Annotated in this window: 18 protein-coding genes; 6 read left to right on the top strand and 12 right to left on the bottom strand. The window is 56.1% G+C overall.

Features of this window, described 5'->3' with window-relative positions:
• The first annotated feature begins 91 nt into the window (after positions 1-91).
• Together OSO_RS52495 and OSO_RS52500 are read left to right on the top strand one after the other, a co-directional pair.
• The gene (locus tag OSO_RS52495; RefSeq protein WP_157605045.1) at positions 92-331 is read left to right on the top strand and encodes a transposase; all 240 of its coding nucleotides are present in this window, start codon (positions 92-94) and stop codon (positions 329-331) included.
• 89 nt (positions 332-420) lie between these two features.
• Positions 421-813: a cyclic-phosphate processing receiver domain-containing protein gene (locus OSO_RS52500; RefSeq protein WP_029246673.1), complete on the top strand. Its 393-nt coding sequence runs from the start codon at positions 421-423 to the stop codon at positions 811-813.
• 70 nt (positions 814-883) lie between these two features.
• Here OSO_RS52500 and OSO_RS0105270 read toward each other — a convergent pair whose 3' ends face one another.
• Together OSO_RS0105270 and OSO_RS42250 are read right to left on the bottom strand one after the other, a co-directional pair.
• On the bottom strand, positions 884-1609 hold the full coding sequence (locus OSO_RS0105270) for a hypothetical protein (protein ID WP_010582442.1): 726 nt from the start codon (positions 1607-1609) through the stop codon (positions 884-886).
• Between the two features lie 256 nt (positions 1610-1865).
• A complete protein-coding gene (locus tag OSO_RS42250; RefSeq protein ID WP_010582443.1) occupies positions 1866-2684 on the bottom strand; it encodes an HAD family hydrolase in 819 nt (272 codons plus the stop codon).
• Positions 2685-3227: 543 nt separating this feature from the next.
• On the opposite strand from OSO_RS42250, the gene OSO_RS0105285 reads away from it, so the two are divergent.
• The 3 genes from OSO_RS0105285 (at position 3228) to lpdA (ending at position 7443) form a co-directional block, all read left to right on the top strand.
• Entirely contained in the window at positions 3228-4472 is a 1245-nt protein-coding gene (locus OSO_RS0105285) for a PQQ-dependent sugar dehydrogenase (protein WP_193378328.1), read from the top strand.
• Positions 4473-4562: 90 nt separating this feature from the next.
• Positions 4563-5624 carry an AAA family ATPase gene (locus OSO_RS0105290; protein ID WP_040591970.1) on the top strand — a complete coding sequence of 354 codons (1062 nt, stop codon included), beginning with the start codon at positions 4563-4565 and terminating at the stop codon, positions 5622-5624.
• A 400-nt stretch (positions 5625-6024) separates the two neighbouring features.
• On the top strand, positions 6025-7443 hold the full coding sequence (lpdA, locus tag OSO_RS0105295) for a dihydrolipoyl dehydrogenase (protein WP_010582446.1): 1419 nt from the start codon (positions 6025-6027) through the stop codon (positions 7441-7443).
• A 44-nt stretch (positions 7444-7487) separates the two neighbouring features.
• Here the strand turns inward: lpdA and OSO_RS0105300 are convergent, their stop codons facing one another.
• The 3 genes from OSO_RS0105300 to OSO_RS0105310 all read right to left on the bottom strand — a co-directional run bounded on the left by OSO_RS0105300 (position 7488) and on the right by OSO_RS0105310 (position 10086).
• Positions 7488-8030 carry a macro domain-containing protein gene (locus tag OSO_RS0105300; protein ID WP_040591972.1) on the bottom strand — a complete coding sequence of 181 codons (543 nt, stop codon included), beginning with the start codon at positions 8028-8030 and terminating at the stop codon, positions 7488-7490.
• A 60-nt stretch (positions 8031-8090) separates the two neighbouring features.
• The gene (locus OSO_RS0105305) at positions 8091-8504 is read right to left on the bottom strand and encodes a globin domain-containing protein (protein ID WP_010582448.1); all 414 of its coding nucleotides are present in this window, start codon (positions 8502-8504) and stop codon (positions 8091-8093) included.
• Between the two features lie 88 nt (positions 8505-8592).
• Complete coding sequence (locus tag OSO_RS0105310; RefSeq protein ID WP_010582449.1) at positions 8593-10086, bottom strand: arylsulfatase; 1494 nt, start codon at positions 10084-10086, stop codon at positions 8593-8595.
• Positions 10087-10351: 265 nt separating this feature from the next.
• Here OSO_RS0105310 and OSO_RS0105320 point away from each other — a divergent pair, with 265 nt between their 5' ends.
• The gene (locus tag OSO_RS0105320) at positions 10352-11821 is read left to right on the top strand and encodes a CPBP family intramembrane glutamic endopeptidase (RefSeq protein WP_010582451.1); all 1470 of its coding nucleotides are present in this window, start codon (positions 10352-10354) and stop codon (positions 11819-11821) included.
• Positions 11822-11829: 8 nt separating this feature from the next.
• Here the strand turns inward: OSO_RS0105320 and OSO_RS0105325 are convergent, their stop codons facing one another.
• The 7 genes from OSO_RS0105325 to OSO_RS0105360 form a co-directional block, all read right to left on the bottom strand.
• The gene (locus OSO_RS0105325; protein WP_010582452.1) at positions 11830-12201 is read right to left on the bottom strand and encodes a PilZ domain-containing protein; all 372 of its coding nucleotides are present in this window, start codon (positions 12199-12201) and stop codon (positions 11830-11832) included.
• 217 nt (positions 12202-12418) lie between these two features.
• Positions 12419-13618 carry a phosphoglycerate kinase gene (locus OSO_RS0105330; protein WP_010582453.1) on the bottom strand — a complete coding sequence of 400 codons (1200 nt, stop codon included), beginning with the start codon at positions 13616-13618 and terminating at the stop codon, positions 12419-12421.
• Between the two features lie 268 nt (positions 13619-13886).
• Complete coding sequence (locus OSO_RS0105335; protein WP_010582454.1) at positions 13887-16160, bottom strand: prenyltransferase/squalene oxidase repeat-containing protein; 2274 nt, start codon at positions 16158-16160, stop codon at positions 13887-13889.
• On the bottom strand, positions 16160-16579 hold the full coding sequence (locus tag OSO_RS0105340; RefSeq protein ID WP_010582455.1) for an ExbD/TolR family protein: 420 nt from the start codon (positions 16577-16579) through the stop codon (positions 16160-16162). Before OSO_RS0105340 ends, OSO_RS0105335 begins: the two co-directional genes overlap by 1 nt.
• A gap of 354 nt (positions 16580-16933) precedes the next feature.
• Positions 16934-18289 (bottom strand): right-handed parallel beta-helix repeat-containing protein, encoded by a 1356-nt coding sequence (locus tag OSO_RS0105350; protein ID WP_010582456.1) that lies wholly within the window; start codon positions 18287-18289, stop codon positions 16934-16936.
• Between the two features lie 249 nt (positions 18290-18538).
• Positions 18539-20515 carry a hypothetical protein gene (locus OSO_RS0105355; RefSeq protein ID WP_157605048.1) on the bottom strand — a complete coding sequence of 659 codons (1977 nt, stop codon included), beginning with the start codon at positions 20513-20515 and terminating at the stop codon, positions 18539-18541.
• 235 nt (positions 20516-20750) lie between these two features.
• Positions 20751-22436 (bottom strand): permease, encoded by a 1686-nt coding sequence (locus OSO_RS0105360; RefSeq protein ID WP_010582458.1) that lies wholly within the window; start codon positions 22434-22436, stop codon positions 20751-20753.
• Positions 22437-22577: the final 141 nt, after the last annotated feature.

Consider the following 22577-nt stretch of genomic DNA (forward strand, 5'->3'; position numbering starts at 1 on the left):
GCGAATAGACTGGAGTTCAGCAGCCTAGCCCAAAGGAGGCCGCAAGGGCTCCGACGGGCTGGGTTAAATATCCCCAAATTTCGTGAAGCTCGTGGAGCATGTCAAAAGGAAAACTTCGAATTGGGCGAAGAGAGAACCGCATCATGTCGTGCAGTTTAGTTGGCAATCCGGATACAGAGCTTTCTCTGTCAGCGAATCCATGCTCGAAGATGTGATTCTGTACATCGAACAACAAGAACAACGGCACGCACGAAGTTCAATTCAAGACGAATTTCGAGAACTTTGCCGAAGGCATCATATTGAGATCGATGAACAAGATGTCTGGGATTGAATTGTCGGCCTTACAGGCCTTCTTGATGCCTGGGGCGATCACCCAGCCCGTCGGAGCCCTTACGGTCTCCTTTGGGCTGGGCTGGTAGAATGCTTGGGCCGTTGGCCCGCAGGAAATGTCACGGCTGGCCCCGTTTGAACATTTCACGATCCGTTGTCGATTTCATTGCCGCATATCGATCTTTGAGGAATGTGCCAGATCTCATCTGCCTTGATCACGATCTGTTCACCGATTCACCAGATGATTCAGACCCTGGGGACGGAAGAGACGCAGCAAACTTTCTGATCACGCAAATCGCGATTGCTCCAGTTCTGATACATTCTTCAAATAGTATCGCTGCGGATTCGATGCTGTACTCGATGCGTGACGCCGGATGGACTGTCACACGCATTGCGCCGATTGGTGACGACTGGATTGAGGCCGACTGGTATCCTGTAGCGTCCGAACTGGCGATGTACCCGAACAAACCAATTCAAGAGTAAGACCGCAGCCGCAAACAACTGCGCAACGGGGAATCTTGATGCCGTCTCCCGTCGAAGTCAAATCCGCCTGCTATTCGTGGAACTGCTCCACCATTCGCCTCACCCATTGAAGTTTCTGAGACTGCAATGACGGCAATGGATGAAGATATTTGTTTGAGGTTCCGTCTTTCAGCAGGCCCTTGATCATCTTGTGTTTGACGAGCCTCGATTGGCAACGCTCGATCAGCGGATCCAGTTCGGCGCTCACGCCCCAGGCAACGATTACGGGGACGGACCTGTCGGTGGTCAGCTTCAATCCGAGTTCATTCTTACGCTGGTTCGAAAACACGGAATGTGACTCGAACAAGGCGTCAGCCTCCAGTGCCTTGTACCGCTTAAAGAACTCGCCGCTTTTCGAACAGCGAAGATCCGACAGATTCAGAACTCTGACATGCCGCCAGGCACAGTGGTGCATCAACCGCATCACCTGATACTGCGTCGTATCGGGTTTTGTCGGAACCAGCGAAATGGGCAACTCATGAAGCTCGTCAGGAACGATTCGATTGTTGACATCAACCAAGGGTTGAGACGAACCGGGGTTCATCATCACGAACACCACATCTGGCTTTCGCTTTGAAACCGCGGACAGTTCGTCAGGTGTCAGAGTCTGATCGATAATTTCCAGCACGCTTCGGCATTCCACGACCTCGTTTCGCGAAAGCTCCACCGAGTAGAAGTGGCCGAACACGTCGAATCGGGATTTTAACGCCGCCGCGGGAATAAAGTCGAAACTGGCCCTGTTGAGGCGTTTTTCCATTTGTTGTTTTTTCAAACTGAAGGATTGATAGACGATTTAAAGTAAGGCGGACAGGCACCTTAGTCATCGGGATTTCTTGGCGTTTTTCATCCGGGCGGAGCCAGTCGCCATGGCTTCAATAGACTGTTGAGGCTGTCAATTAAGAGGCGTTACCAAGCGGGGGCTTGGTAACGAGGAAAAACGAAACGAACGAGGAAATGTGAAGAACGGGGAGAAATCAGGGAAATGGGGAACTCGAGTTTGGGAACGGCGACCATCAGGCGCGGCTGGGGAACAGGATTTCTGCGACTTTGTGCCAGTTGCGATAATCGGGGATGATCAGGTCCGCGCCGGCTCGAATCAGACGGGCTCGCTTCCAGTCTTCGACCTGGCCACTGCGGTGCGTTTCATCTGTCGCGCAGCCGATCGCGATTCCGCCGACTTCCTTGACGTTCTCGATTTCGACGAATCCGTCACCCACCCCTAACAGTTCCACACCTTCCGCGTTCGCCTCGACCAGCGTCCGGCGCATGACGGCCAGTTTCGAAAACGCACGCCAATCTTCTTCGGGACCAAATATGCGACCTTCGAAGAAGTGGGCAATCCCCAGCAGTTCGGATTCGCGCTGAATGATTTTTTTCGGGGTGCCGCTGGCCATCGTCAATTGCACACCGCGGGCCTGGAGATCAGACAGTAACTCAATCGCCCCTGGGACCAGCAGGTCGTCGGCCTTCAGCTCTCCCGATTTCAATTGTTCGATCCGATGGTCAGCTTTCGCACCCAGCAACTTCAGGAATTGCAGGGTGTAGTGGTCGGCCGATTCGGGGTGACCGCCGCGTTCGCGGGCGCGGGCCACGAAGTATTCCATCTGAAAGACGGTCGCGCCGCCGTTCATATCCAACACGAAATTCGTGACATACTCGACAAGATCTTCGTCGGACTCGGTTGATCCAGGCAACGGTCGCAAGACGTCCACCATCATTCCAACCATGATTTCCACCCAACCCGATCGGATCAGGCTGAGCGTTCCATCGAAGTCGATGACGGCAAGGCGAGGGGGGCGGTCCGAAAGCAGCGGTCGGATGATTTCCGGCATGGGACGGGAATCCAAGTCAAGGCGGGATAAGGGCAGGTCGTCAGGCTTATTGCCTGTTGAGGTCAGGAGGCCAATGCCCCCTGGTACGCAGGCGGTCGTGCGTCAGCGAGAGGGACAGCCCAATTTCATCGGCAGAAAGTGGGCGACATTACTGGAGGTACGAGGAACTAAGTCACCCATTGCCGATGATGATGGGACTATCCCATTCTGTGAACCGTTGTCGTCAGAGTGTTGAAAAAGGGGGACAGGCACCTGCGGAGCCAGTCCCCCTTTTTCAACCGATGGGCAAGGTGTATCGGATCGGACGTCACCGCGTCAAAGTTTGTTCGGGGATCTGGGTGAATTCTGTGCGTATCCGAAGGATTTCACGCTTTTTTCACAATGCCGACTTGCCCATTTGATCCCTCTGTCAATTCTGTTCTCGGTCCAGTACGGTTGCTTTCAAGCCAAGCGCGGTGGTATCTCAGTCTTCCCACCACAGTGAAGCGCCGGACCGGCAGGTGCCACATGGGGATTTACACCTTTGACCAGGATTCATCCAAGATGAAACGCCTCGTTCCACTCGCCATTGTTCTCGCGGTTTTGACATGCGGGAATTTGCGAGCCCAGATTGATGAGTCGCCACTGAAGCTCGAGCCAGTTGTTGCCTTTCCGAACCTGAAGTGGACTGGTTGGCAGCCAGAGTCCGACGACGGCAAGGCCGCACCATTGCGCCCGATTCTGGTGACCAACGCCGGCGACGGTTCCAAACGAATCTTCGTCCCACAGCAACAAGGGATTATTCACTCGTTCAAGGAAGACTCGAAGGAATCCACCGTCTTCCTGGATATGTCGAAGAAGGTCGTTTACATCGACAAAGAGAACGAAGAAGGCTTCTTGGGAATGGCGTTCCATCCCAAGTTCAAAACGAACGGCGAGTTCTTCGTCTTTTACACCACGCAGGAAAAGCCGCACACGACGGTGGTTTCACGCTTCAAGGTCTCGAAAGACGACCCGAACAAGGCTGATCCGAATAGCGAAGAACAACTGATTGTCGAAACCCACCCCTACTGGAATCACAAGGGGGGAACGATCTGTTTCGGGCCAGACGGATTCCTGTACATCGCGTTAGGCGACGGCGGGGCCGGCAACGATCCTCACGGCAATGGACAGAACCTGCAAACACTGCTCGGTAAGATCCTGCGAATTGACGTCGATAAGAAAGACCCCGGTCTGAACTACAGCATTCCGAAAGACAATCCTTTCGTGAATCGCTTCGCGGGCAAGCTGCCAATCGCCAAGCCCGAGATTTACGCCTACGGGTTGCGAAACGTCTGGCGCATGTCGTTTGATTCACAGACGGGTGTGCTTTGGGCGGCAGATGTCGGCCAGAACTTGTGGGAAGAAATCAACCTGATTCAAAAGGGCGGAAACTACGGCTGGAACCTGCGGGAAGCGAAGCACGAATTCGCCCCGAATAGCACCAGTGCCGCATCGCCGGGATTGATCGAACCGATCTGGGAATACAACCACGACATCGGCAAGTCGATCACAGGCGGAAATGTTTATCGCGGGAAAAAGTTCCCCGAACTGGTCGGCCACTACATCTATGCCGACTACGTATCCGGTCGCATCTGGGCGTTGAAATACGACGAAGCGAAGAAAGCCGTTGTCGCGAACCGTACAATCCCGTACACCGGTGCGGCACTGCCCATCATGAGCTTCGGCGAAGATGAAGCGGGTGAAATCTACTTCACGATCGTCAGCCAGACCGGCAAGGGTGTCTACACGTTCCAAAAGACAAAGTGATTTTTCACGTTGTGCAATTTGCGACCGTGACCAGATCGAGACTTGGATGCGAGCGACCAGACATCGTTTGCTGAATCAGGAGCGAATCGCGTGAATGACACGAACTCCGGAGATTCTCCTCCTCCAGACGGTGATCTGGCGGCGGTGGAACGACTGGGTGCTGCCTACAATCAGATCGTGGATCAACTCGGTCGCGTCATCGTCGGCCAGCGGAAAGTCGTCGAGGAGATGCTGGTCGCCATGTTGGCCGGCGGCCATGCGCTCCTGGTCGGGGTTCCCGGCCTGGCGAAAACGTTGATGGTGCGGACACTTTCGGAAACTTTGAACCTTTCGTTCAACCGAATCCAGTTCACCCCCGACCTGATGCCGGCGGATATCACTGGCACCGAGGTCATGCAAGAGGACAAGTCCACCGGTCAGCGGGAGTTCAAATTCATCCCGGGACCGGTGTTCGCCAATGTTCTGCTTGCCGACGAAATTAATCGTACGCCCCCCAAGACTCAGGCTGCGCTTCTGGAAGCGATGCAGGAACACCAGGTGACCACGGGCGGGAAACGCCACAAATTGCCAGAGCCGTTTTTCGTGCTCGCCACGCAGAATCCGATCGAACAGGAAGGGACGTATCCCTTGCCCGAAGCGCAGCTCGATCGGTTCATGTTCGAGATCCGCGTCGAATATCCATCGGAAGAAGAAGAATTTGAGATCATTCGCCGGACGACGCTCAACGATCCAGTTGCGATTGAAAAGGTGCTTAGCTACGAAGAATGGCGGAATCTTCAGGCGCTCGTGAGACGGGTTCCGGTTGCGGATTCGGTCATCCGCTATGCCATGCAGTTGGCCCGACTGACTCGTCAGAATGACCAGTCGCCTGACTTCGTCAAGCAGTACGTCAGTTGGGGAGCAGGCCCGCGAGCGGGACAGTATTTGACGCTCGGGGCCAAAGCACGAGCCATTTTGCATGGACGTCCGTACGTCAGCATTGAAGACGTTCAGGCCGTCGCTTCGCCCGTGCTTCGACATCGCATCCTGACGAATTTCAATGCCGAGGCCGAAGGGATCAAGCCTGACGACATCGTGAAAAAGCTGGTGGATCTGATCCCTGCGGACGGAAAAATCAACCCGCTGCTTCCCAAGGTGTTTAAGACTGCTTGATTGTGGGCGAAGGCGGCGAGGACGACCAGAAATTCGGCAAGAAAAAGAGAACGGTCGAGTCTCCGCATCACGCAAATTCAGGGCATCATGCAAATACAGGGGTGAAGAGGCGTTACCAAGCGGGAGCTTGGTAACGAGGAATTCCTGGAGCCACTCAGGCGAGAGCTTGGGCACGGCAGAAACCGAGGCGTTACAAGGCAGCAGCCTGGTAGTGAGAAAACTCGCGGAAAAAACAGTCGAACCTGCCGAGTCCCGTAGAATTGCCTGATCGCGTGCCTCGGCAATCCAAAGTCACTAGACTATCGGTCTCTTGCCATGCGGGTCTCATCCCGGCGGCAAGAACCACATTTCACAGAGACCTGACAACTCGCACCCGATTAGAGATCGAGATCGAATCAAGATGGCAGACTTGCAGACCCAACTACTTGTTCTTGGAGGTGGCCCCGGTGGATATCCAGCGGCGTTTGAAGCCGCCGACCACGGGATGAAGGTGACACTCGTCGACGAAGGTGCGCGTCCTGGTGGTGTGTGCTTGAACCGCGGCTGTATTCCTTCGAAGGCGCTGCTGCACGTCGCCAAGATGATTAACGAAACGCACGAATCGGCCGAGATTGGTGTGACCTTCACACCACCGAAAATCGACCTCGCCAAATTGCGCGAATGGAAGAATACGGCGGTCGTCGGGAAGCTCTCGGGCGGCGTGGCCGAACTGTGCCGCTTGCGCGGCGTGAACTTGATCAGCGCCCGGGGAACATTCCTGGACGCGAACACGATCGAGCTGAAGCATCCCGATGGAAAAACCGACAAGCTGACGTTTGAGAAGGCGATCATCGCGACGGGATCATCGCCCGCGATGCCACCGGCGTTTCAGATTGGCGATCCACGGGTGATGGATTCGACAGGGGCACTGGAACTGGCCGACATTCCGCCGACGCTGCTGGTTGTCGGTGGTGGTTACATCGGACTGGAGATGGGTTCGTTCTATGCCGCGCTCGGTTCCAAAGTGACCGTTGTGGAATTGACGAAAGAACTGTTGCCAGGTGCCGATCGCGATTTGGTTCGTCCATTGCAGAAGCGTTTGGAAAAGCAGTTTGCGGCCATTCATCTCAACACCAAGGTCGATGGCCTGAAGGCGGCTAAAAATGGAATCACCGCCAAGCTGACGGGTGAAGGAGTTGCCCCCGAACAAACATTTAGTCGCGTCTTGATCGCCATCGGCCGTCGGCCGAACAGCAAGGGATTCGGCCTGGAAGCAACCGGCGTTGCCGTGGACGAAAAAGGCTTCATCAAGGTCGACCGTCAACGACATACGAATGTTGCAAACCTGTATGCGATCGGCGACGTGGCGGGCGAGCCAATGCTGGCTCACAAAGCCACGCGTGAGGCAAAGGTTGCAGTCGAAGCGATGCTGGGCGGTCCGGCCGAATTCGACAACATTGCCATTCCTGCGGTTGTCTTCACCGATCCTGAAGTCGCCTGGTGCGGGTTGACCGAACCCGAAGCGATCGCCAAGAACCGCGAAGTGAAGGTGGTGAAATTCTCGTGGGCCGCGTCAGGACGAGCGATTACGCTCGCTCGGAATGAAGGACTCACCAAGCTGATCGTTGACCCCAAGACAGAGCGAATTCTGGGAGTCGGAATCGTGGGTGTCGGCGCCGGTGAAATGATCGCCGAAGCGACCTTGGCGGTCGAAACGGCGGCGGTCGCACGCGATCTAGCCGAGACGATTCACGCCCATCCCACACTGAGCGAAACGATTATGGAAGCCGCCGAGAGTGTCTACGGACAGGCAACTCACTCTTATCGTCCCAAGCGATAGTTTGAAATTCGTTTGATGCTGATCGCGGGGGGTAGACCTCGCGATCAGCCGATGACGAACGATTCCAGGACGCGTGCAAAGGCGCCATAGATTCCTGCGTCGAACAGCACCATCCGCACCAGTTTCGGCCTGACAAGCGTCGTGAACGATTTGCGAATTTCATCGAGCGAGTTTTCGGCCGCAAGATCGACGGGAAATCGATAGACGCCGGTGCTGATCGCGGGGAACGCGATGCTATCGCATTCGTGTTTTTCTGCCAGTTCCAAACAGCGACGGAAGCACGACCGTAGCAATTCGGTCTCACGTTGTTGTCCGCCTCGCCAGACGGGGCCGACGGCATGGAAAATGAACTTCGCGCGAAGTTCCCCCGCCGACGAGACCACGGCGTCGCCCGCGGGGCAGCCGAGCGGATAGCGAATGCGGGTTTCTTCCATCACGCTCGGCCCTGCAATGCGATGAATGGCTCCGTCGACGCCTCCCCCACCGGCCAGGTCCGTATTTGCCGCGTTGACGATCGCATCGACAATTTGGCGAGTGATATCGTCCTGGACCAACTCCAGACGGCTGGCTCCGAATTGAACTTTCATGGCGGTGGTCTCCGTTCCACACATCGAGGTCCCTGGATCGTCTCGATCCTCAATCGGACGTCACGAGATCAGTGCCGGGCCTGAATTTCGATTGATCAGAAACGTGGCGACATCCGCCAGGAACGGCTGAATGATCGCGACTGCGGCGGTCGGCAATTGAGCCTCGTCCAGGGCCTGATTCATGAGCTGGACCCAGCGATCGCGTGCGGCCTGATTCACGATAAATGGCGCGTGACGCATGCGTAGCTTGGGGTGACCACGCTCGTTCAGATAGCGATCCGGGCCACCGAACCGAAAGATCAAAAAGCTGCAGAGGCGATCTTCCGCCCCGGCCAAATCATGCGCGGGGTACATGGCACTCAGAATATCGTCCGCTGGAACACGACGATAAAAGGCACCGACCAACCGGCGAAACCCCTCATCACCAATCAGACCATGGACGCTCGAAATTACAGTTTCATCAGGCGTGGACAATTCAGATCTCTCACGTGTGGAACAATGTCTCGTTGGGGGTATTTTGTGTGCTCGATGCCCGCAAGGGAAGGGCGCGTTCCCTGACGATTCATTTCCCCGGCTCGATTCCGAACTGCTTCTGGTATTCGGCCTTAAACGGGTTGATCTCTGGACCGACAGCTTTTTCATTGACGAGTTGTGATTGTACCGATTCCCACCATTGATCATATTCCTGATCAAGTTGAGCGACCTGCTGCGGGTGCGTTGCCGCAACATCGGTCTGCTCGCCGGGATCGCTGATCAAATCGAACAACTGCCAGCGATCCTGGGTTTGGTCTCCCGCGCGCACCATGTGCCAGCGCGGTGTCCTCACGCTGCAATTGCGAAACTTGAACTCGTTCGGATCGGCCCCCTTTGGCCAGCGTCCCACATGCGTGAACAAGGTTCGATCGGGCCAGTCGCTATTCAGTTGTTGCAACAAGGGCATCAGGCTGCGTCCTTCCACTTGAGTCGCAAGGTGTCCGTCGAGTTTGATCTCGGCAATTTCCGCAATCGTTGGAAAGACGTCGAGATGCGCACAGGGCGAACGGACATCGACCGGCTTCAGAGTTCCGGGCCAGCGCCAGAATGAGGCGGCTCGGGTCCCCCCAAGCCAGGGCGTTCCTTTTTGGCCCCGCATGCCTGCGTTGTGAATCGCAACTCCCACGGTTCCCCCGTTGTCGTTCATGAAGACAACCAGGGTCTCACGTTCGATCCCCCAATCCGTCAGTTTGGCCAGCAGACGTCCGACGTTGTCATCGATGTTGGAGATCATTCCGAAGAACTTGGCCACATTGGAATCGGCAACCTTGCCCCGATATCGCTGTTCATCTTCGGGCCGGACCTGCAGGGGACCGTGTGGGGCATTGGTCGCGATGTAACAAAAGAACGGCTGCCGCCCTTTGACCGTATTGATCCAGGTCATTGCTTGCCCGAAGAAGACATCTGTGCAATAGCCTTGTGTTTTCTCAAACATGCCATTGTGCATGATGGCTGGATCGAAGTACGTATTTCCCGGTGCATCGCCGCAACTACCTGGATAGGTCTGCCCAATTCCACCGCCGCCGTGAATAAACGTTTCATCAAATCCTCGCTGGCCGGGACGGTAGGCGGGTTCGTCCCCCAGATGCCACTTTCCAAAGATGCCTGTCGTGTACCCGACAGTCTTCAACACCTGGGGCAGTGTCGTCGCCGTCAGCGTGAGCCGTTCGCGTTCGAGGATGGTGTGCGTAACGCCATTTCGAAATTCGTGCCGGCCGGTCATGATTGCGGATCGAGTCGGCGCGCAGGTCGGGCTGACATGAAAATCCAGAAATCGGACGCCCTCGTCATGAAGACGATCGAGATGCGGTGTCTTGAGAACCGGATTTCCATGACACGAAAAGTCTCCGTAACCTTGATCATCGGTAATGATGACAATGATGTTGGGCGGCGCAGCATGGAGACGCGGCAGCCGCCCGCCCCAGGTGAAAAGCAGCAGGCAGATTGAAGCGGCCAACACATTGAAGCAAGTTCGTTTCGATCCATTCATGTCGTTGTCGCTCCGATTGACGCGCACATTCATCTTTGTTTCCATTCATGTTCACGATCGTACTTTGCGGTGCGGTTCGATCCAACAACAGAGCAAGCATCGGTCGAGAGAAACGGGTTTGACTCAACCGACTTGAACCGGGGCGGCCGATTGACCGATTTGACGTCGAATCCGTCTGAAATCATGGTTGCAGCGGAGTCGATTCCGGGCTACATCGCGTATAATTGCGTTGCTTTGCCTAGAATGGACTCGCGTGACCAACTCGTTGCGCACGAAGGAAGCGACTTTCGGAGCGCCAATGAACGAACACGCATTTGACGAATCGGTCGGCGAGCGATCGTCACTCGAAATTATGACATCACGCGAACGCCCAAGGGGCCCCCGTACTGCCTGGATCGCGTGGCTGGTGATCATTTCGACAATCGCCTTTCTCATCTTGCCTCGCAATTCATCGCGGCATGAGGAGACGGATGACGCGTCACTGGTGATGCAAGAGTTGCAGGCGAAATACCTGCTGGGCGCCCGGAGCCTGGGGCTCATTCCGATCGAGAGTCTTCGTGATCAGGTGGTCGCCGCCTTCAGTAGCGGCACGTTGCGGCAGCAGTTGATCGGACCGGTCTTGATCGGGGAAGTGACAGGAGCGAAAGAAGGTCTCAAGGCACTGGATGAACTTCGCGACCGTGATGCCACAATGATCGAACGGGCGAGCGAATCGGATCAGCAATTGATTCGATTGCTTGAGAAGTTGCTTGTGGCTCGATCAGAAAATGAAGACCTGAAAGTCGATTGGCCTGAAGACGAGCGGCGCGAGATCGAGACGGTACTGCCGGAGAGACTGGGATGGTCAGGTCAACTCGCCCTGTTGCCGCCGGAATCGCCTGATGTGGAAGGTCGAACGCAATTACTCGGTCAAGCGCGACGCACCTTCGTAGCGCTGTTGTGTGTCTTCGGGACAGGCATCGCGGCGGTCGTCATCGGATCGGTCTTGCTGCTGACCTGGTGGGGCTTTGTCCTCGCGGGGCGATTATCTCGAGGCATTGGAAGCCTTCGCGGCGAGCAGGCGATCTACGCCGAGACATTTGCAGTTTGGTTAGTGATGTATGTCGCACTATCATTCGCGATTTCGAATCTGCATTTGGAAAACCTGGGAATGACCACAATCCTCATTCCGATGATTGGTGGACTGGGTGCATTGGCCTGGCCGGTGATGCGGGGCACCCGTTGGAGAGATGTGCGAACCGATCTCGGTTTGTACTGGGATACTCCTGCCTGGACGCCGCCCTTGGTCGGAGTGGGTAGTTACCTTGCCGCACTGCCGCTGCTAGGGTGCGCGATGGTGATGACACTGGTCCTAATGAAAGTCTCGAACCAGTTCGCGCCCCCGGGCGATTCGGCCGCGACGCCCATTCATCCCATCGTCGAGCCGATTTTGCGTGGCAATTGGACCATGCGAATGCAACTCATGTTCGTGGCAGTCTTCGCAGCCGTCCCTGAAGAAATCATGTTTCGCGGTGTGCTGTACCGGCATTTGCGCGATAGCGGATCACGACCAGGCTCATCGCGCCGAATGATCTTCGCGATGCTGTTCAGTAGCTTCATCTTCGCCGCCATTCATCCGCAAGGACTGTTTGGCATCCCCATCCTGATGACGATCGCGATGGTGCTCGCTACGGTTCGCGAATGGCGCGGATCACTCGTCCCATGCATGATTACGCACGGGATGGTGAACGCGGTTACCACCCTGGTGTTATTCCTGATGGCCGACTGATCAGGCAATTATTCGTCCGCGCCGCCCATCGCATTCGGCTTACTCAGAAAGCGACCACCGCTCATGAACATGCCATTTTCGCAGGGCATACACCATTCCACGGCAACGCGGTAACAGTACTCGCGCGATTCGCTGGCCATCTTGACAGTCACTTCGCCCAGCGAAATTGAACCGCGATGAAGAAGGCCGATTCCAAATCGGCTGATCTCGCGCGTCATTGCGGGCACGGTGTTGCCCCGTGCCGTCGTGATCTCGGCCGGAACGGTCAGTTCAATTCGTTCTTGAGTTCGCAGATTTTGCACGTCGAGTCGCTCGATGCTCTCGAGGACGGCGCGCAGATCTTTGACACTAGGTCGGCTCCAGGGGTCCGGGGCGTTCATGAAACTCTCGCGATCTGTCTGAGGGACTAGCAGTTCAACCGGTACGATCCAGTTTAGTACATGATTTCAGAAAAGATCGGGTGGACATTCCGACAGTCGCCACAATCGGGTCGATACAATCGATACGCTCGGCAAACTCGCGTTCACAAATGCAAATGGGGCCGTTCGGCACGACCCCATTCACAAAAACAAGCACTGCGCTGGTCGGTCGTCGAAGTTACTTGTCGTCGAGCAACTCGACGGCGACGAACTTCTTACCTTCGAGCATTTCGAGGCTGGCGCCGCCGCCGGTGCTCACGTGCGTCACCTTGTCAGCCAAACCGAATTCCTGAATCGCGGCCGCGCTGTCGCCACCGCCAATGATGCTGGTCGCTCCGCTGGCGACGATTGCGTCGGCGATCGCGCGTGTGCCCGCGTCGAAAGGCGGCATTTCGAAGACGCCCATCGGTCCGTTCCAAACGACCGTCTTCGACGACTTGATCACTTCGCTGTATTTAGCGATGGTCGCGGGACCGATATCGAATCCTTCCCAGCCGCCTTCATCGGGAATCTTTCCTGCGGGCACGATCTGCTTGTTGCAGGTCGATTTGAAGTCGTCGCCACAATGCGTGTCGAGCGGCAGCAACAGCTTGTCTCCACCTGTGGCGATCAACTCTTTCGCCAGCTCGACTTTGTCCTTTTCTACGCGGCTGCGACCGACAGAGCCCCCTTTCGCCAGCGAGAACGTGTAAGCCATGGCGCCGCCGATGAGAACCTTGTCGCAGATCGACAGCAGGTTCTGAATGACGTTGATTTTGTCCGAGACTTTGGCGCCGCCAACGATCGCCACAAACGGACGAACGGGGTCGGCGATGGCGTCCGACAAGAAGGCAATTTCCTTCTCGACAAGAAATCCGCACACTTTGGGCTTACCGGCCATCGCGTTGGGGACAGCGACCATGGACCCTTCCGTTCGATGGCAGGTACCGAACGCGTCGTTGCAGTAGACATCGCCCATCGCGGCCAAGACGGCGGCGTATTCTGGATCGCCCTTTTTTTCGCCCTTGTTGAACCGTACGTTTTCGAGCAGCAGGACTTCGTTGTTTTTCAACGTTTTTGATTTCGCCTTGGCATCATCTCCGACGGTATCTGAGGCAAAGTGAACGGGGCAGCCGAGTAGTTCTTGCAATCGCTGAGCGACGGGTTTCAAGCTGTACTTTGCGTCTTCTGCCGGATCTTTTCCTTCCGGCCGTCCCAGGTGGCTCATCAGAATCACCCGACCGCCACGCTTCAGCACCGATTGGATCGATGGAAGGGCTTCGGTGATGCGTCGATCGTCGGTGATATGAAGTTGGTCGTCGAGGGGAACATTGAAGTCACACCGCATCAACACCGCTTTGTGAGAAACATCGACGTCCGCAATAGTCTTTTTCGCCATGATCGGGTTTGCTTTGTCCTGAGAAACTCTCGCCGAGTCGGCACTTCATCCACACGACGAAGTTGCCTCTCTCCGAAATGTGACGTCATGGTAGATTCCGACGCGAACGAAACCAAGCGACCGGAGACGAGCACCGACAACAGAGGCATAAGATCACGTCAAAACATAATTTAGAGCCACTCTCGCGAAAGGATTGCATCACAATCGGTTGCAATCTCGACAATGAGTAGAAGCCTGACGGGGCGGCTATGATCCGCGCGACGACGGCCTATTGCTGGCGGGTCGTTCGGTTAGTTTTTTTCGATGTTGACTGGTACCGATAATAGACTTCCAGGCACATCGTACTGAGGGCCGTCGAATACAATCGGCCACCGATTCCCGCCCACTTACCACGCGGATCCCAACTACCGGCCAATTGGCCTTCTTGTCGCTGCATCGAAACCAGCAAGTCTCGGAGCGATTCGTTCCATTCTTTCCACGATTCATCGTCGGAATTGTGCATCGCAAGCGTGCCGTAGTACCAGTAATACTCATCATAGTCTCGCAGGCGAGGCAAGTTGTCTCGCAGAAACTTCACGGCCTCAAGGCTGGTCGCGTCATCACCACGAAGACTGAACATCTGCCGGCAAAAAAGGGCCTCGGCGGTCATGGCCGGTGTCGGACGATCGTCGATTTTGTATCCCGCCAATCCCCCATGCGTTCCGGCATGCTTCAATCGGGCACGCGAATCCAGAAACGAGACCATTCCTTTGCGTGTCTTTTCGGGGACGGGTATGCCCGCGTTCACAGCACTTTTGAGTGCCATCAGTTGCCATCCAAACATACTCATGTCGCTTTTTCCCCCCTTTCCATAACGCCATCCGCCATCGTCGTTCTGCATGGCAGAGATCATGTAGACACCACGACGGACAGCATTCTGAAGTTCAGGGAACGTATTCCCGTCTTTTTGCATCGCATAGGCTTCGGCCAGCGCAAATGTCGCGATCGCATGGCAATAGTTCTGGTCGTACTGAGTGGCGTCACCCCCGAGATAGCCGTTTTCCAGTTGCTGGCTGATGAGCCAGTCGATCGCCTGCTTCACTTCGTTCGTATAGCCACCTTTCTCGTGCGTATATCCCGCACCAAGAAAGGAAAGAATCACCAGTCCCGTGACACCCGAATCGGCGTGTTTGCCGCCACCGAGCCGCGGCTGTCCGTGCGGGTCCTTGTCCACCGAACCGCCCCCATGTCGCGACGAGGACCAACGTCCATTCGACTCTTGAACGCTGGAAAGCCATTTCAAGCTCCGTTCAACCGCACGCTCAGACTCTTCCGAACCACCGTATTTCAAGGCACTCGACATTCGCTGTGTCGACGAACGTGCCTCATACGTTTCTGGGGCTCGCACGGGTGCTTTGGAACTGGCTCGCGGCTGTGGACGTTCCAATTTGGGAGCAAAGGACTCGTCCTGCGGTTCGAGAATACTCTTCTCGGTCAGCAATTGGTCTTCGCCCGTCGAGTTGCGCGGGGACGATGGACTGGAATTGGACTGTGGAAGTTGCGCGGAAGGACGGACTGCAATCTCGTCGGGCCCGTCATTGGTGGAGCGCGATCGAGAACGCTGAATTCGATCTGGTCGACGCGGACCGGTGCTAACCGCGGCGTTTGGATTGGAATCTGATCCCACTCCAGCCGTCGCATCCACGACGGGCCCCTGGTTGGGATTAGGGCTGCCGGGACGACGGATTTCCTCGGTACTTGGCGCCCCTTGCGGTTTCGGCAGTGCATCGACGACGATTTCCGACGGCAGCATCATATCGGCACCGTCATCAATCTGTGGCGTCAGCCGCGACGACGCTCCACGTGACAATTTGGGTTGATCGGGAGCGTCAATCATCGCCGCCCGTTGGCCGCCTCCCGGCCGTGCCGGCGTCACTGCCGCCGTCGCTTCGGGACGAGCTTCCGACTGGGGCTGTTCGGCCGCCAACGTATTTTCTGCCGCCGCAGGTTTGGAATGAGTGACTTCGGGGACCTGCAAATCCGGTGACGACTCTTCGACGGGAACGGACGCCATGTCGGGCAGTTCCGGAGGGACTTCGCCCGTCTCCGGTTGTTGATCGACTTGCGGCGAATCGATTTCGGCGTCGATTCCGTCGACATTGAACCGTTCAATATTCCGTGGCGTTCGCGTCAACTTCCGGTCCATCGTCGCCGGGCCGGAATGAAAGATCGGGAGAGGATTCTTGCCTTGAACGGGCGACGAATCCATTTCGTCGACGAGCAGAATCGGAGTTGTGTCCACTTTCACATCGGGGCGGCCAATCGGACGCGGGCGACTCTCAGCCACCGTTGCCCAACCGAAACCCAGACATCCGTGAAGCATCAGTGACAAGATCAGCGATTTCCAGAGAGTCTGTTTGTCACCATAGCGCGCTGTCCACAATGAAATCAGATAGAAGACCGCGAAGATCGAACAGGCAATCAATCCCACATACAAAAGCGTGCCACCCGTCGACAGCTTCGCCGCACTCGACATGACCATCTCGAGTAGTCGAGTTGGCATCAGATCCCTTTCGCATTCGGGGAATACGCCAACGAGACGCTGCGAATTCCGGCCGATTTGCAGGTGGAAAGGACGTCCATCACGTACTGATAGTTGCCGCGCCCGTCACCACGAATGATGACACCCTGTCCAGGAAACGTCTGGCGCGCCGCCTCGAGCATTGTCTTGAGCGAATCGAGAGTATGGCTTTCCGAGCGAACACTGACTTTGCCATCTGCGGTGACATTAACGACGATTTCGTTGGGCTGCCCCGACATCGCGAGGTTGTCGGAGACCGAGGGAACCTGAATCGCGGTTTGACGTTCTTCTTCCGAAAACTTCGTCCCCACCATGAAAAACACGATCAGCAGCATCACAACGTCCAGCATCGACGTCAGATTGATCGAAGGTTCTTCCAGCGGTTCCGTTTTTAAAGGCATCCTGATTTCTCACAAGTGACGTTTTCGGCTGTCAATGCAACCGCGTCACGGACTGGAATTGACGATTCGAGTTGATGTGATCCGGCCATCGCACGCCGGATTTTCGTCAAAGTCGATGGCTGGCCCGGTGATTCAACCCTGAATCCACCGATGAAAACAGAGTTATCATAGCAAATCGGTCAATTCGACAAGAGACCATCATTCACGATTCGGTGAGTGGAAACGATCAGGCAACCCGAACTTCCGGGGGCAGGGTTGCCAAGGTTTTGGGGCGTTGCCGAAACCTCGGGGCGTTCCGAGTTTCGCTCGCCCCGCTCCGGCCACCGAACCCGTGTTTTTGATTCTGACAACGCGTTAGATACGGACCACGTCCTGCATCAGACCTGTGAATGAATTGTCAGCCAGCGTCACTTCTTTCGCTTCGTTGCCGATGCGAATGCCGATTCGCTGGGCCGCCTCGCGTGTTTCGCGGATCACATTCTGACGCAAAGTGATCTGTTCTGTTCCGCCCTGGACGTCGATTGCCACGCCATTCGCACCGCCGCTGTTCTCGATCTGGTTCTGTTCAATCAGATTTCGATGTCCGCAAAACCCGGGGCCCCGCTCGGGTCGGAACAGGATTCCCGTTTCGCCGCTATTTCGTACGACGTTCTTGCGAACGATGTTATCGGTGTCGCGATGGCCAATGGAAATTCCCTGACCTTTGATGTCCAGGATCGTGTTTTCTTCGGCCAGTCCGTATTTCACCCCCCAGCAGAAGAACAGGCCAATCTGGCATTGTTCCAACTTGTTTCGACGCATTAGTGGACGCTGCGAACCCGATCCAGGATGGAGCGCAAGCCCTGCGTGGCCATGGCTGTGACAGTCTTCCACGAGCACGTCGTGACAGATCTGCCAACTGATTCCGTCACCATTGTTATGGCGAGCGGTCACCTTACGAATCTGTACCTGATTCACATCTTGCAGAAAAATACACCCACCATAGTTTCCATCAAGGAGCTCATTGTTGGCTCGATTTCCATCGATCGTCAGGTTTTCGATGACGAGATTGTCGCACTCATCGGCCGTGACCAGTGGGAACACCGTCGAACAACTGGATTCACCGATGGTCCAGTAGTTTTGCCGAAGCGCCTTATTCAGTTTAAATCGATTTCCCGAGCGCGCGACGAGCGTCCGCTTGAGGATTTCCGCACCGCCGGTATGCGGGTTTTTCGTCTTTAAACAAACACTGTCGCCCACCTCAAAACCTTTTGGTTCGACCAGCGTGATTTCCTGGTCGAACCAGTCGGAATCGTTGGCGAGTTTCGTCGTGATCGACGCCGGTTTCGTCAGAATCGTGTCGTCACCAGCGCCAGTCAATCTGACTCCCGAGCGCAGGCGAACAGACCCTCGCAACGAGTAGGTTCCCGGCAATATTTTCACGGTTCCGCCGCCCAGCGACGCCACATAGTCGACCGCCGCCTGCAGAACTTTATGTGAGTTTCCGATGAGATCACCGGCATTCTGACCGACTGTGATGGTCAGACGTTCGTCCCAATCCGGCTGACTGACCGCGTCACCCGACGTTTGGCGAGGACTGCGAACTGGCGGACGACCATCGGCCGAATCCCGAATTTCGCCAGCGGAGCTTGAACGTGTCAGCCAAGAGGAAAGTGCCAAGCCAGCGGACGCACCCAGGAATTGACGCCGCGATCCAAACAACTGTGCCATTGAGTGACTCTCCTACAGGTGATCAGAGAAGTGCGCTTTGGAACCGAGTATACCCCTGCTAAGGAATTCTCGCCAAACAAGTCGATTCGACCGCGACTCTTCTCCGCTGCATCCATTTGTCGTTGAATCGACTTGAAATGGTGGGAGTCGCGATCTGGACTAATCGATCTGCGACCTGATTACCGCCTGAAAAGGGTACGAATTGCCCCAGTCACGCTTTGCCACCACAATTCTGCCCGCCGCAAACGGCTATGGGCTCCAGAATTCCGGCACAATGTCCAGCATCGACAACTGTTGACAGCAACAATTATTGACCGGGACACTCGGGGTTGGGATCGGTTTTGGAGCCGCGGGAACCGGCTTCGCCTTCACCGGAGCAGGCGTGGTCGCGGGTACCGGTGGAATGGCCGCCGGAGCGGGTTCCTTGGCACGTTCCAGGACGGTGATTTTGGTTTCACCACGAGCTTCGATCCGTTCAGCAGCCGCAACCTGCAATTGGTTGACGGCATCACCGACTTCGACGGCCGCGACGCGAAGTACCGATTGATATCGGCCTTGAATGGGAAGATTTCCGGCGTTGATCAGAAAATTCTTGCCATCGCGATGCGAGAGCTGGCTAGGCAGTTCCATTCGCACACGGACGTCGTGCAACGCCGTATCTCCCGTGTTCCGCACGGTGATTTCGAGTTCAACCTCATCACCAACCCGAACGCGTTCCAGATACTGGACATCACAGGCAAGCGAGGGATGCTTTTCCGGAGCGGCTTCGGGCGGAACGGATGTCATGGGTTGATCGGGCTCGGGCGGACGACTGACGGTGGTTGCGGCCGAAACGGCAGCATGCGCTATGATTCGCGTGCGACGTGGTTGATGGCGCGTTTCATTCGCCAGCCATTTCAACACCAGTTCCTGCCGCTCACCCGGTCTCAACCGATGCAATTCGCGATGCAGGAAATCATAGGTCGCGTTCGTGGCTGGATCGGTCAGGGTCGACATTTCAGCGTCGGGGTCGGCTCCAACAATCGTCTGACCACGCGTGACAAAGTCTTCGATCTCGATTCGTGGAATGGAATCCGTTCCGCGGTTCCCGACCCGCAACGAGGAATTCTGCGGTTGCCCTAGTCCAACCATTGTCGGTGCGATCAGTTCCAGTCGAAGAGCCACATCCGCAGCGGAGGGAATCGACTGATCATATTCATCCGAAGTGTGCAATTTGTTTCGGAGGGGATTGTAGAGTCCGATGCCCGCATAAGGCACGACCTCGTCCGATTCTTGACTGGGGCGTTGTTGAGCTCGCTGCCAATCCGACTGACCGTACGAGACGAGTTCGCTTTGAAATCGTGATTCGTCAAACGGCATGACGCTCAGTTCGGACCGGCTCACCAGATGCGAACCCGGCGGAAACAGTCCCGCCGTCGAGATCCAACGATACCGCTGGACGTCGATTGTCAGTTCCGGCGCAAGCAAACGTACGGGCTTGATCGGGGGCGCGACAGGTTCTTCAACGGGAACATCTGGAAGGCTCGGCGGCAGCGGCCGATAATAGGGGCGGCCCAAATGTGCATAGCGATCGCACTCGGCCGAGAATTCCCAGGCGGCGTGGACAAGCAATCGGGGATCTCGGGAACGAATACGTGTCATGGGACGATCAGACAGCTTCGACCCCAGACCCAAGGTTGTCCCTGCCGCCAGGCGAATCTCTTGCTGCGCCTGTTTCGGACGTCCCAGGTCCAATCGCACGTCAAAGTCACGACTTGCGCGATTGCGCTGCGCAACGACGTCTCGAATCGGCCGAGATCGTTGTTCAATGCCGCGTCTTGGGCCGGATTCCTCGGCAAACAGGCGCGTATCCAGTTGAATGTTTTTGGGATGAGGAGCTGGTTGATTCGGAACGAAAAAATGGACGACACGCCAGCGATCCTGGGCCGACCAGTCGTGACTTCGACGCAACTCGTCACGCCCGCTTCGCGCGGCCGTCGAGACCGTCGATTTCTTGAATCCACCGACGTTCGGATCGGTCAGCGACGCGAAGAGAAGGACAGTCAGAGCGATACTGACAGTTCCGACCAGCGTGACAAACAGCCAGGCTGGCGATTGTCGCTGCTGAATCAAGAAACGACGGACGCCACTGTCGATCCATTCAACAGTGCGGAGGAACTCTAGCCCGACGCTTCGGAAAGGTTCGGGCAACGTCCGAAAAATGAGTGACCACGTCCGAAACCGCACGTTGTCGCCTTCCATTGGCTCGCTGTCGGATCAACCAGACATCCGCTCAGCATCGACTCCGTTCGCAACTCTTCCTGACCAAGTCAGGCACCACAATTCTGTGACATGGGACAAATCAACCGACGTCGATGAAGTTCCATACCAACAGCAATTATTCTCGGTGACGTTGAAACAACTATCAGAATCTTGAGGGAAAGAAAAGACCGAATTCGGCACGAATTGCTGATCGCCGCACCTAATGGGCAATCCGTTCCAGCTCCCCTTTGCGGCGTGCATAAGCGCCGAAAGCGAAGAAGGTGCCCGCCATCAAAAGGTAACCAATCGCCATGTCCCACGAGCGGTAAACGCGGGCATCCGCCAAGGTCGGCTGCGAAATACAGAACAGAAAGTCAACGACGTTGCCACTCAACTGATATGCATGGGTCAGCCCAACCGCCGCGCACAAGGCTCCGATCAATGACCAGGTTCCTGCCGCCGTGAACCGACGATCGATCAAGAACGCCGAAATCGCGGCCAGAATCATGCAGGTGAAAATATAGCCCTGCTGCATCGAGATCATGCCATGCAACACGAAGTCACTGACGTTTGCACGCGGATCTTCCACGAAGAGCGTTTGCAGTGTCTTGCCCCCCGACTTGAAAAAGGCCCCTTGCGTCACCGTAAATCCCCAGGCGGCAATGGCCGGAAACAAACCGACCGCCACTGCCGGTGCGTGCTCGCGAGGAACCGCGGAAAATGCCTGCGCCGTAATGATGATCCCAATCCAAAGTACAATTGCGATCCCCGATTCCATCGGAATCACGGCATTGATCAGCTCCACCGTTCCGGTCAAGCAGATCAGGGTGACCACAAGACCGTTGATCGTCGAATACCCGGCCCGCGCCCCCAGCGCCTTCCAGCCGGGATGCCCAATGTAGATGGTCGTCGGAAAGCAGCTTCCGAAAAATGCCGCGGACAAGGTCCCGATGCCATTTGCCGCCAAGGACGAACGCGTGCTGAATTTGTCGCCGCCCGCCTCGGCCGATTCAATGTTTTGCAAGCTACCGATCAGATTGAAGAGGCCCATCGGCACAATCACTGACAAGAAACCGATCCATTTCGAAGGATCGGCCAGCAACCGAATGATGCGACCACCAACGAACTCGGGAACGTAGATGCCCAGTTTCTGAATCGCGGCCTGGATCGCACCGACATTCATTGTGGACTCTTGCAGTTGAGCCGGCGCATCGGGCCAGACGGATGTCAGCCCGGTGATCAGCCACGCGATCGCGGTTCCGAGCAATACGGCGATCATCCCCCCCGGCAGATGCCAGGGAAACGGAATCTGGGCGAAATAGGTAATCAACACAATCGCCAGCGGCATCATGGCAATGATTGGCTTCTGGAAGATCTGCATCGTGAAGCCCATCGAAATGTACCCGATGGCAATTCCCGCGAGCGTCGACAACAGGGCGGCTCGGGGAGTGCGTCGTCGCACCGATTCGGCGATGAACGCGCCAAAGAATTCGGTCAGTCCACTGCCGACGCAAGCAACCAGCCCCATTTCCCACGCCAAAACGGCCGCCTGATCCGCCGTATGCCCTTCACTGAGCGCCCTCGTGAAGACGGGATTCATCACGAAAAAAACGTAAATGAGCAATGACGGCGTATTGATTCCGTAGGGTAACGCCGTGACATCGTCTCGGCCTTCTTTGAGCGCCAATCGGCGGGCCTGCCACGCATAGAACAGGTTGCCGAGCAGAATGCTGACCGCGGCGCCCGGCAGAATATGCTTAAAAAGGAGATAGGCACTTTCACCCGACATGCCACACAAGAACGTGCAGAGTGTCAGGATCAGAAGCAATTGCATCAGGTTGTCAACGAACAGTCCAAAAAAACCGTCCAGGTCACGCCGCACGAACAAGGGATACGATGATGACAATGCTGAATTCCAATGAGCAGAACGTGGGGGAATTGCGTTAGAAACCATACGGGCGCGAGCGTTTTTCTATCATTGACGGTGCAGGAAGGCGACGCAACGCTGCGCCCGCGAAAAACTCGGCTTTCCGACGTTGGCGAAAGG

Source organism: Schlesneria paludicola DSM 18645 (assembly GCF_000255655.1).
Lineage (GTDB): Bacteria > Planctomycetota > Planctomycetia > Planctomycetales > Planctomycetaceae > Schlesneria > Schlesneria paludicola.

Coding starts and splice junctions, on each gene's coding strand:
- OSO_RS52500 (WP_029246673.1), top strand. CDS start 421: ATGCTTGGGCCGTTGGCCCGCAGGAAATGTCACGGCTGGCCCCGTTTG.
- OSO_RS0105270 (WP_010582442.1), bottom strand. CDS start 1,609: ATGGAAAAACGCCTCAACAGGGCCAGTTTCGACTTTATTCCCGCGGCG.
- OSO_RS42250 (WP_010582443.1), bottom strand. CDS start 2,684: ATGCCGGAAATCATCCGACCGCTGCTTTCGGACCGCCCCCCTCGCCTT.
- OSO_RS0105285 (WP_193378328.1), top strand. CDS start 3,228: ATGAAACGCCTCGTTCCACTCGCCATTGTTCTCGCGGTTTTGACATGC.
- lpdA (WP_010582446.1), top strand. CDS start 6,025: ATGGCAGACTTGCAGACCCAACTACTTGTTCTTGGAGGTGGCCCCGGT.
- OSO_RS0105300 (WP_040591972.1), bottom strand. CDS start 8,030: ATGAAAGTTCAATTCGGAGCCAGCCGTCTGGAGTTGGTCCAGGACGAT.
- OSO_RS0105310 (WP_010582449.1), bottom strand. CDS start 10,086: ATGAATGTGCGCGTCAATCGGAGCGACAACGACATGAATGGATCGAAA.
- OSO_RS0105320 (WP_010582451.1), top strand. CDS start 10,352: ATGAACGAACACGCATTTGACGAATCGGTCGGCGAGCGATCGTCACTC.
- OSO_RS0105325 (WP_010582452.1), bottom strand. CDS start 12,201: ATGAACGCCCCGGACCCCTGGAGCCGACCTAGTGTCAAAGATCTGCGC.
- OSO_RS0105330 (WP_010582453.1), bottom strand. CDS start 13,618: ATGGCGAAAAAGACTATTGCGGACGTCGATGTTTCTCACAAAGCGGTG.
- OSO_RS0105335 (WP_010582454.1), bottom strand. CDS start 16,160: ATGCCAACTCGACTACTCGAGATGGTCATGTCGAGTGCGGCGAAGCTG.
- OSO_RS0105340 (WP_010582455.1), bottom strand. CDS start 16,579: ATGCCTTTAAAAACGGAACCGCTGGAAGAACCTTCGATCAATCTGACG.
- OSO_RS0105350 (WP_010582456.1), bottom strand. CDS start 18,289: ATGGCACAGTTGTTTGGATCGCGGCGTCAATTCCTGGGTGCGTCCGCT.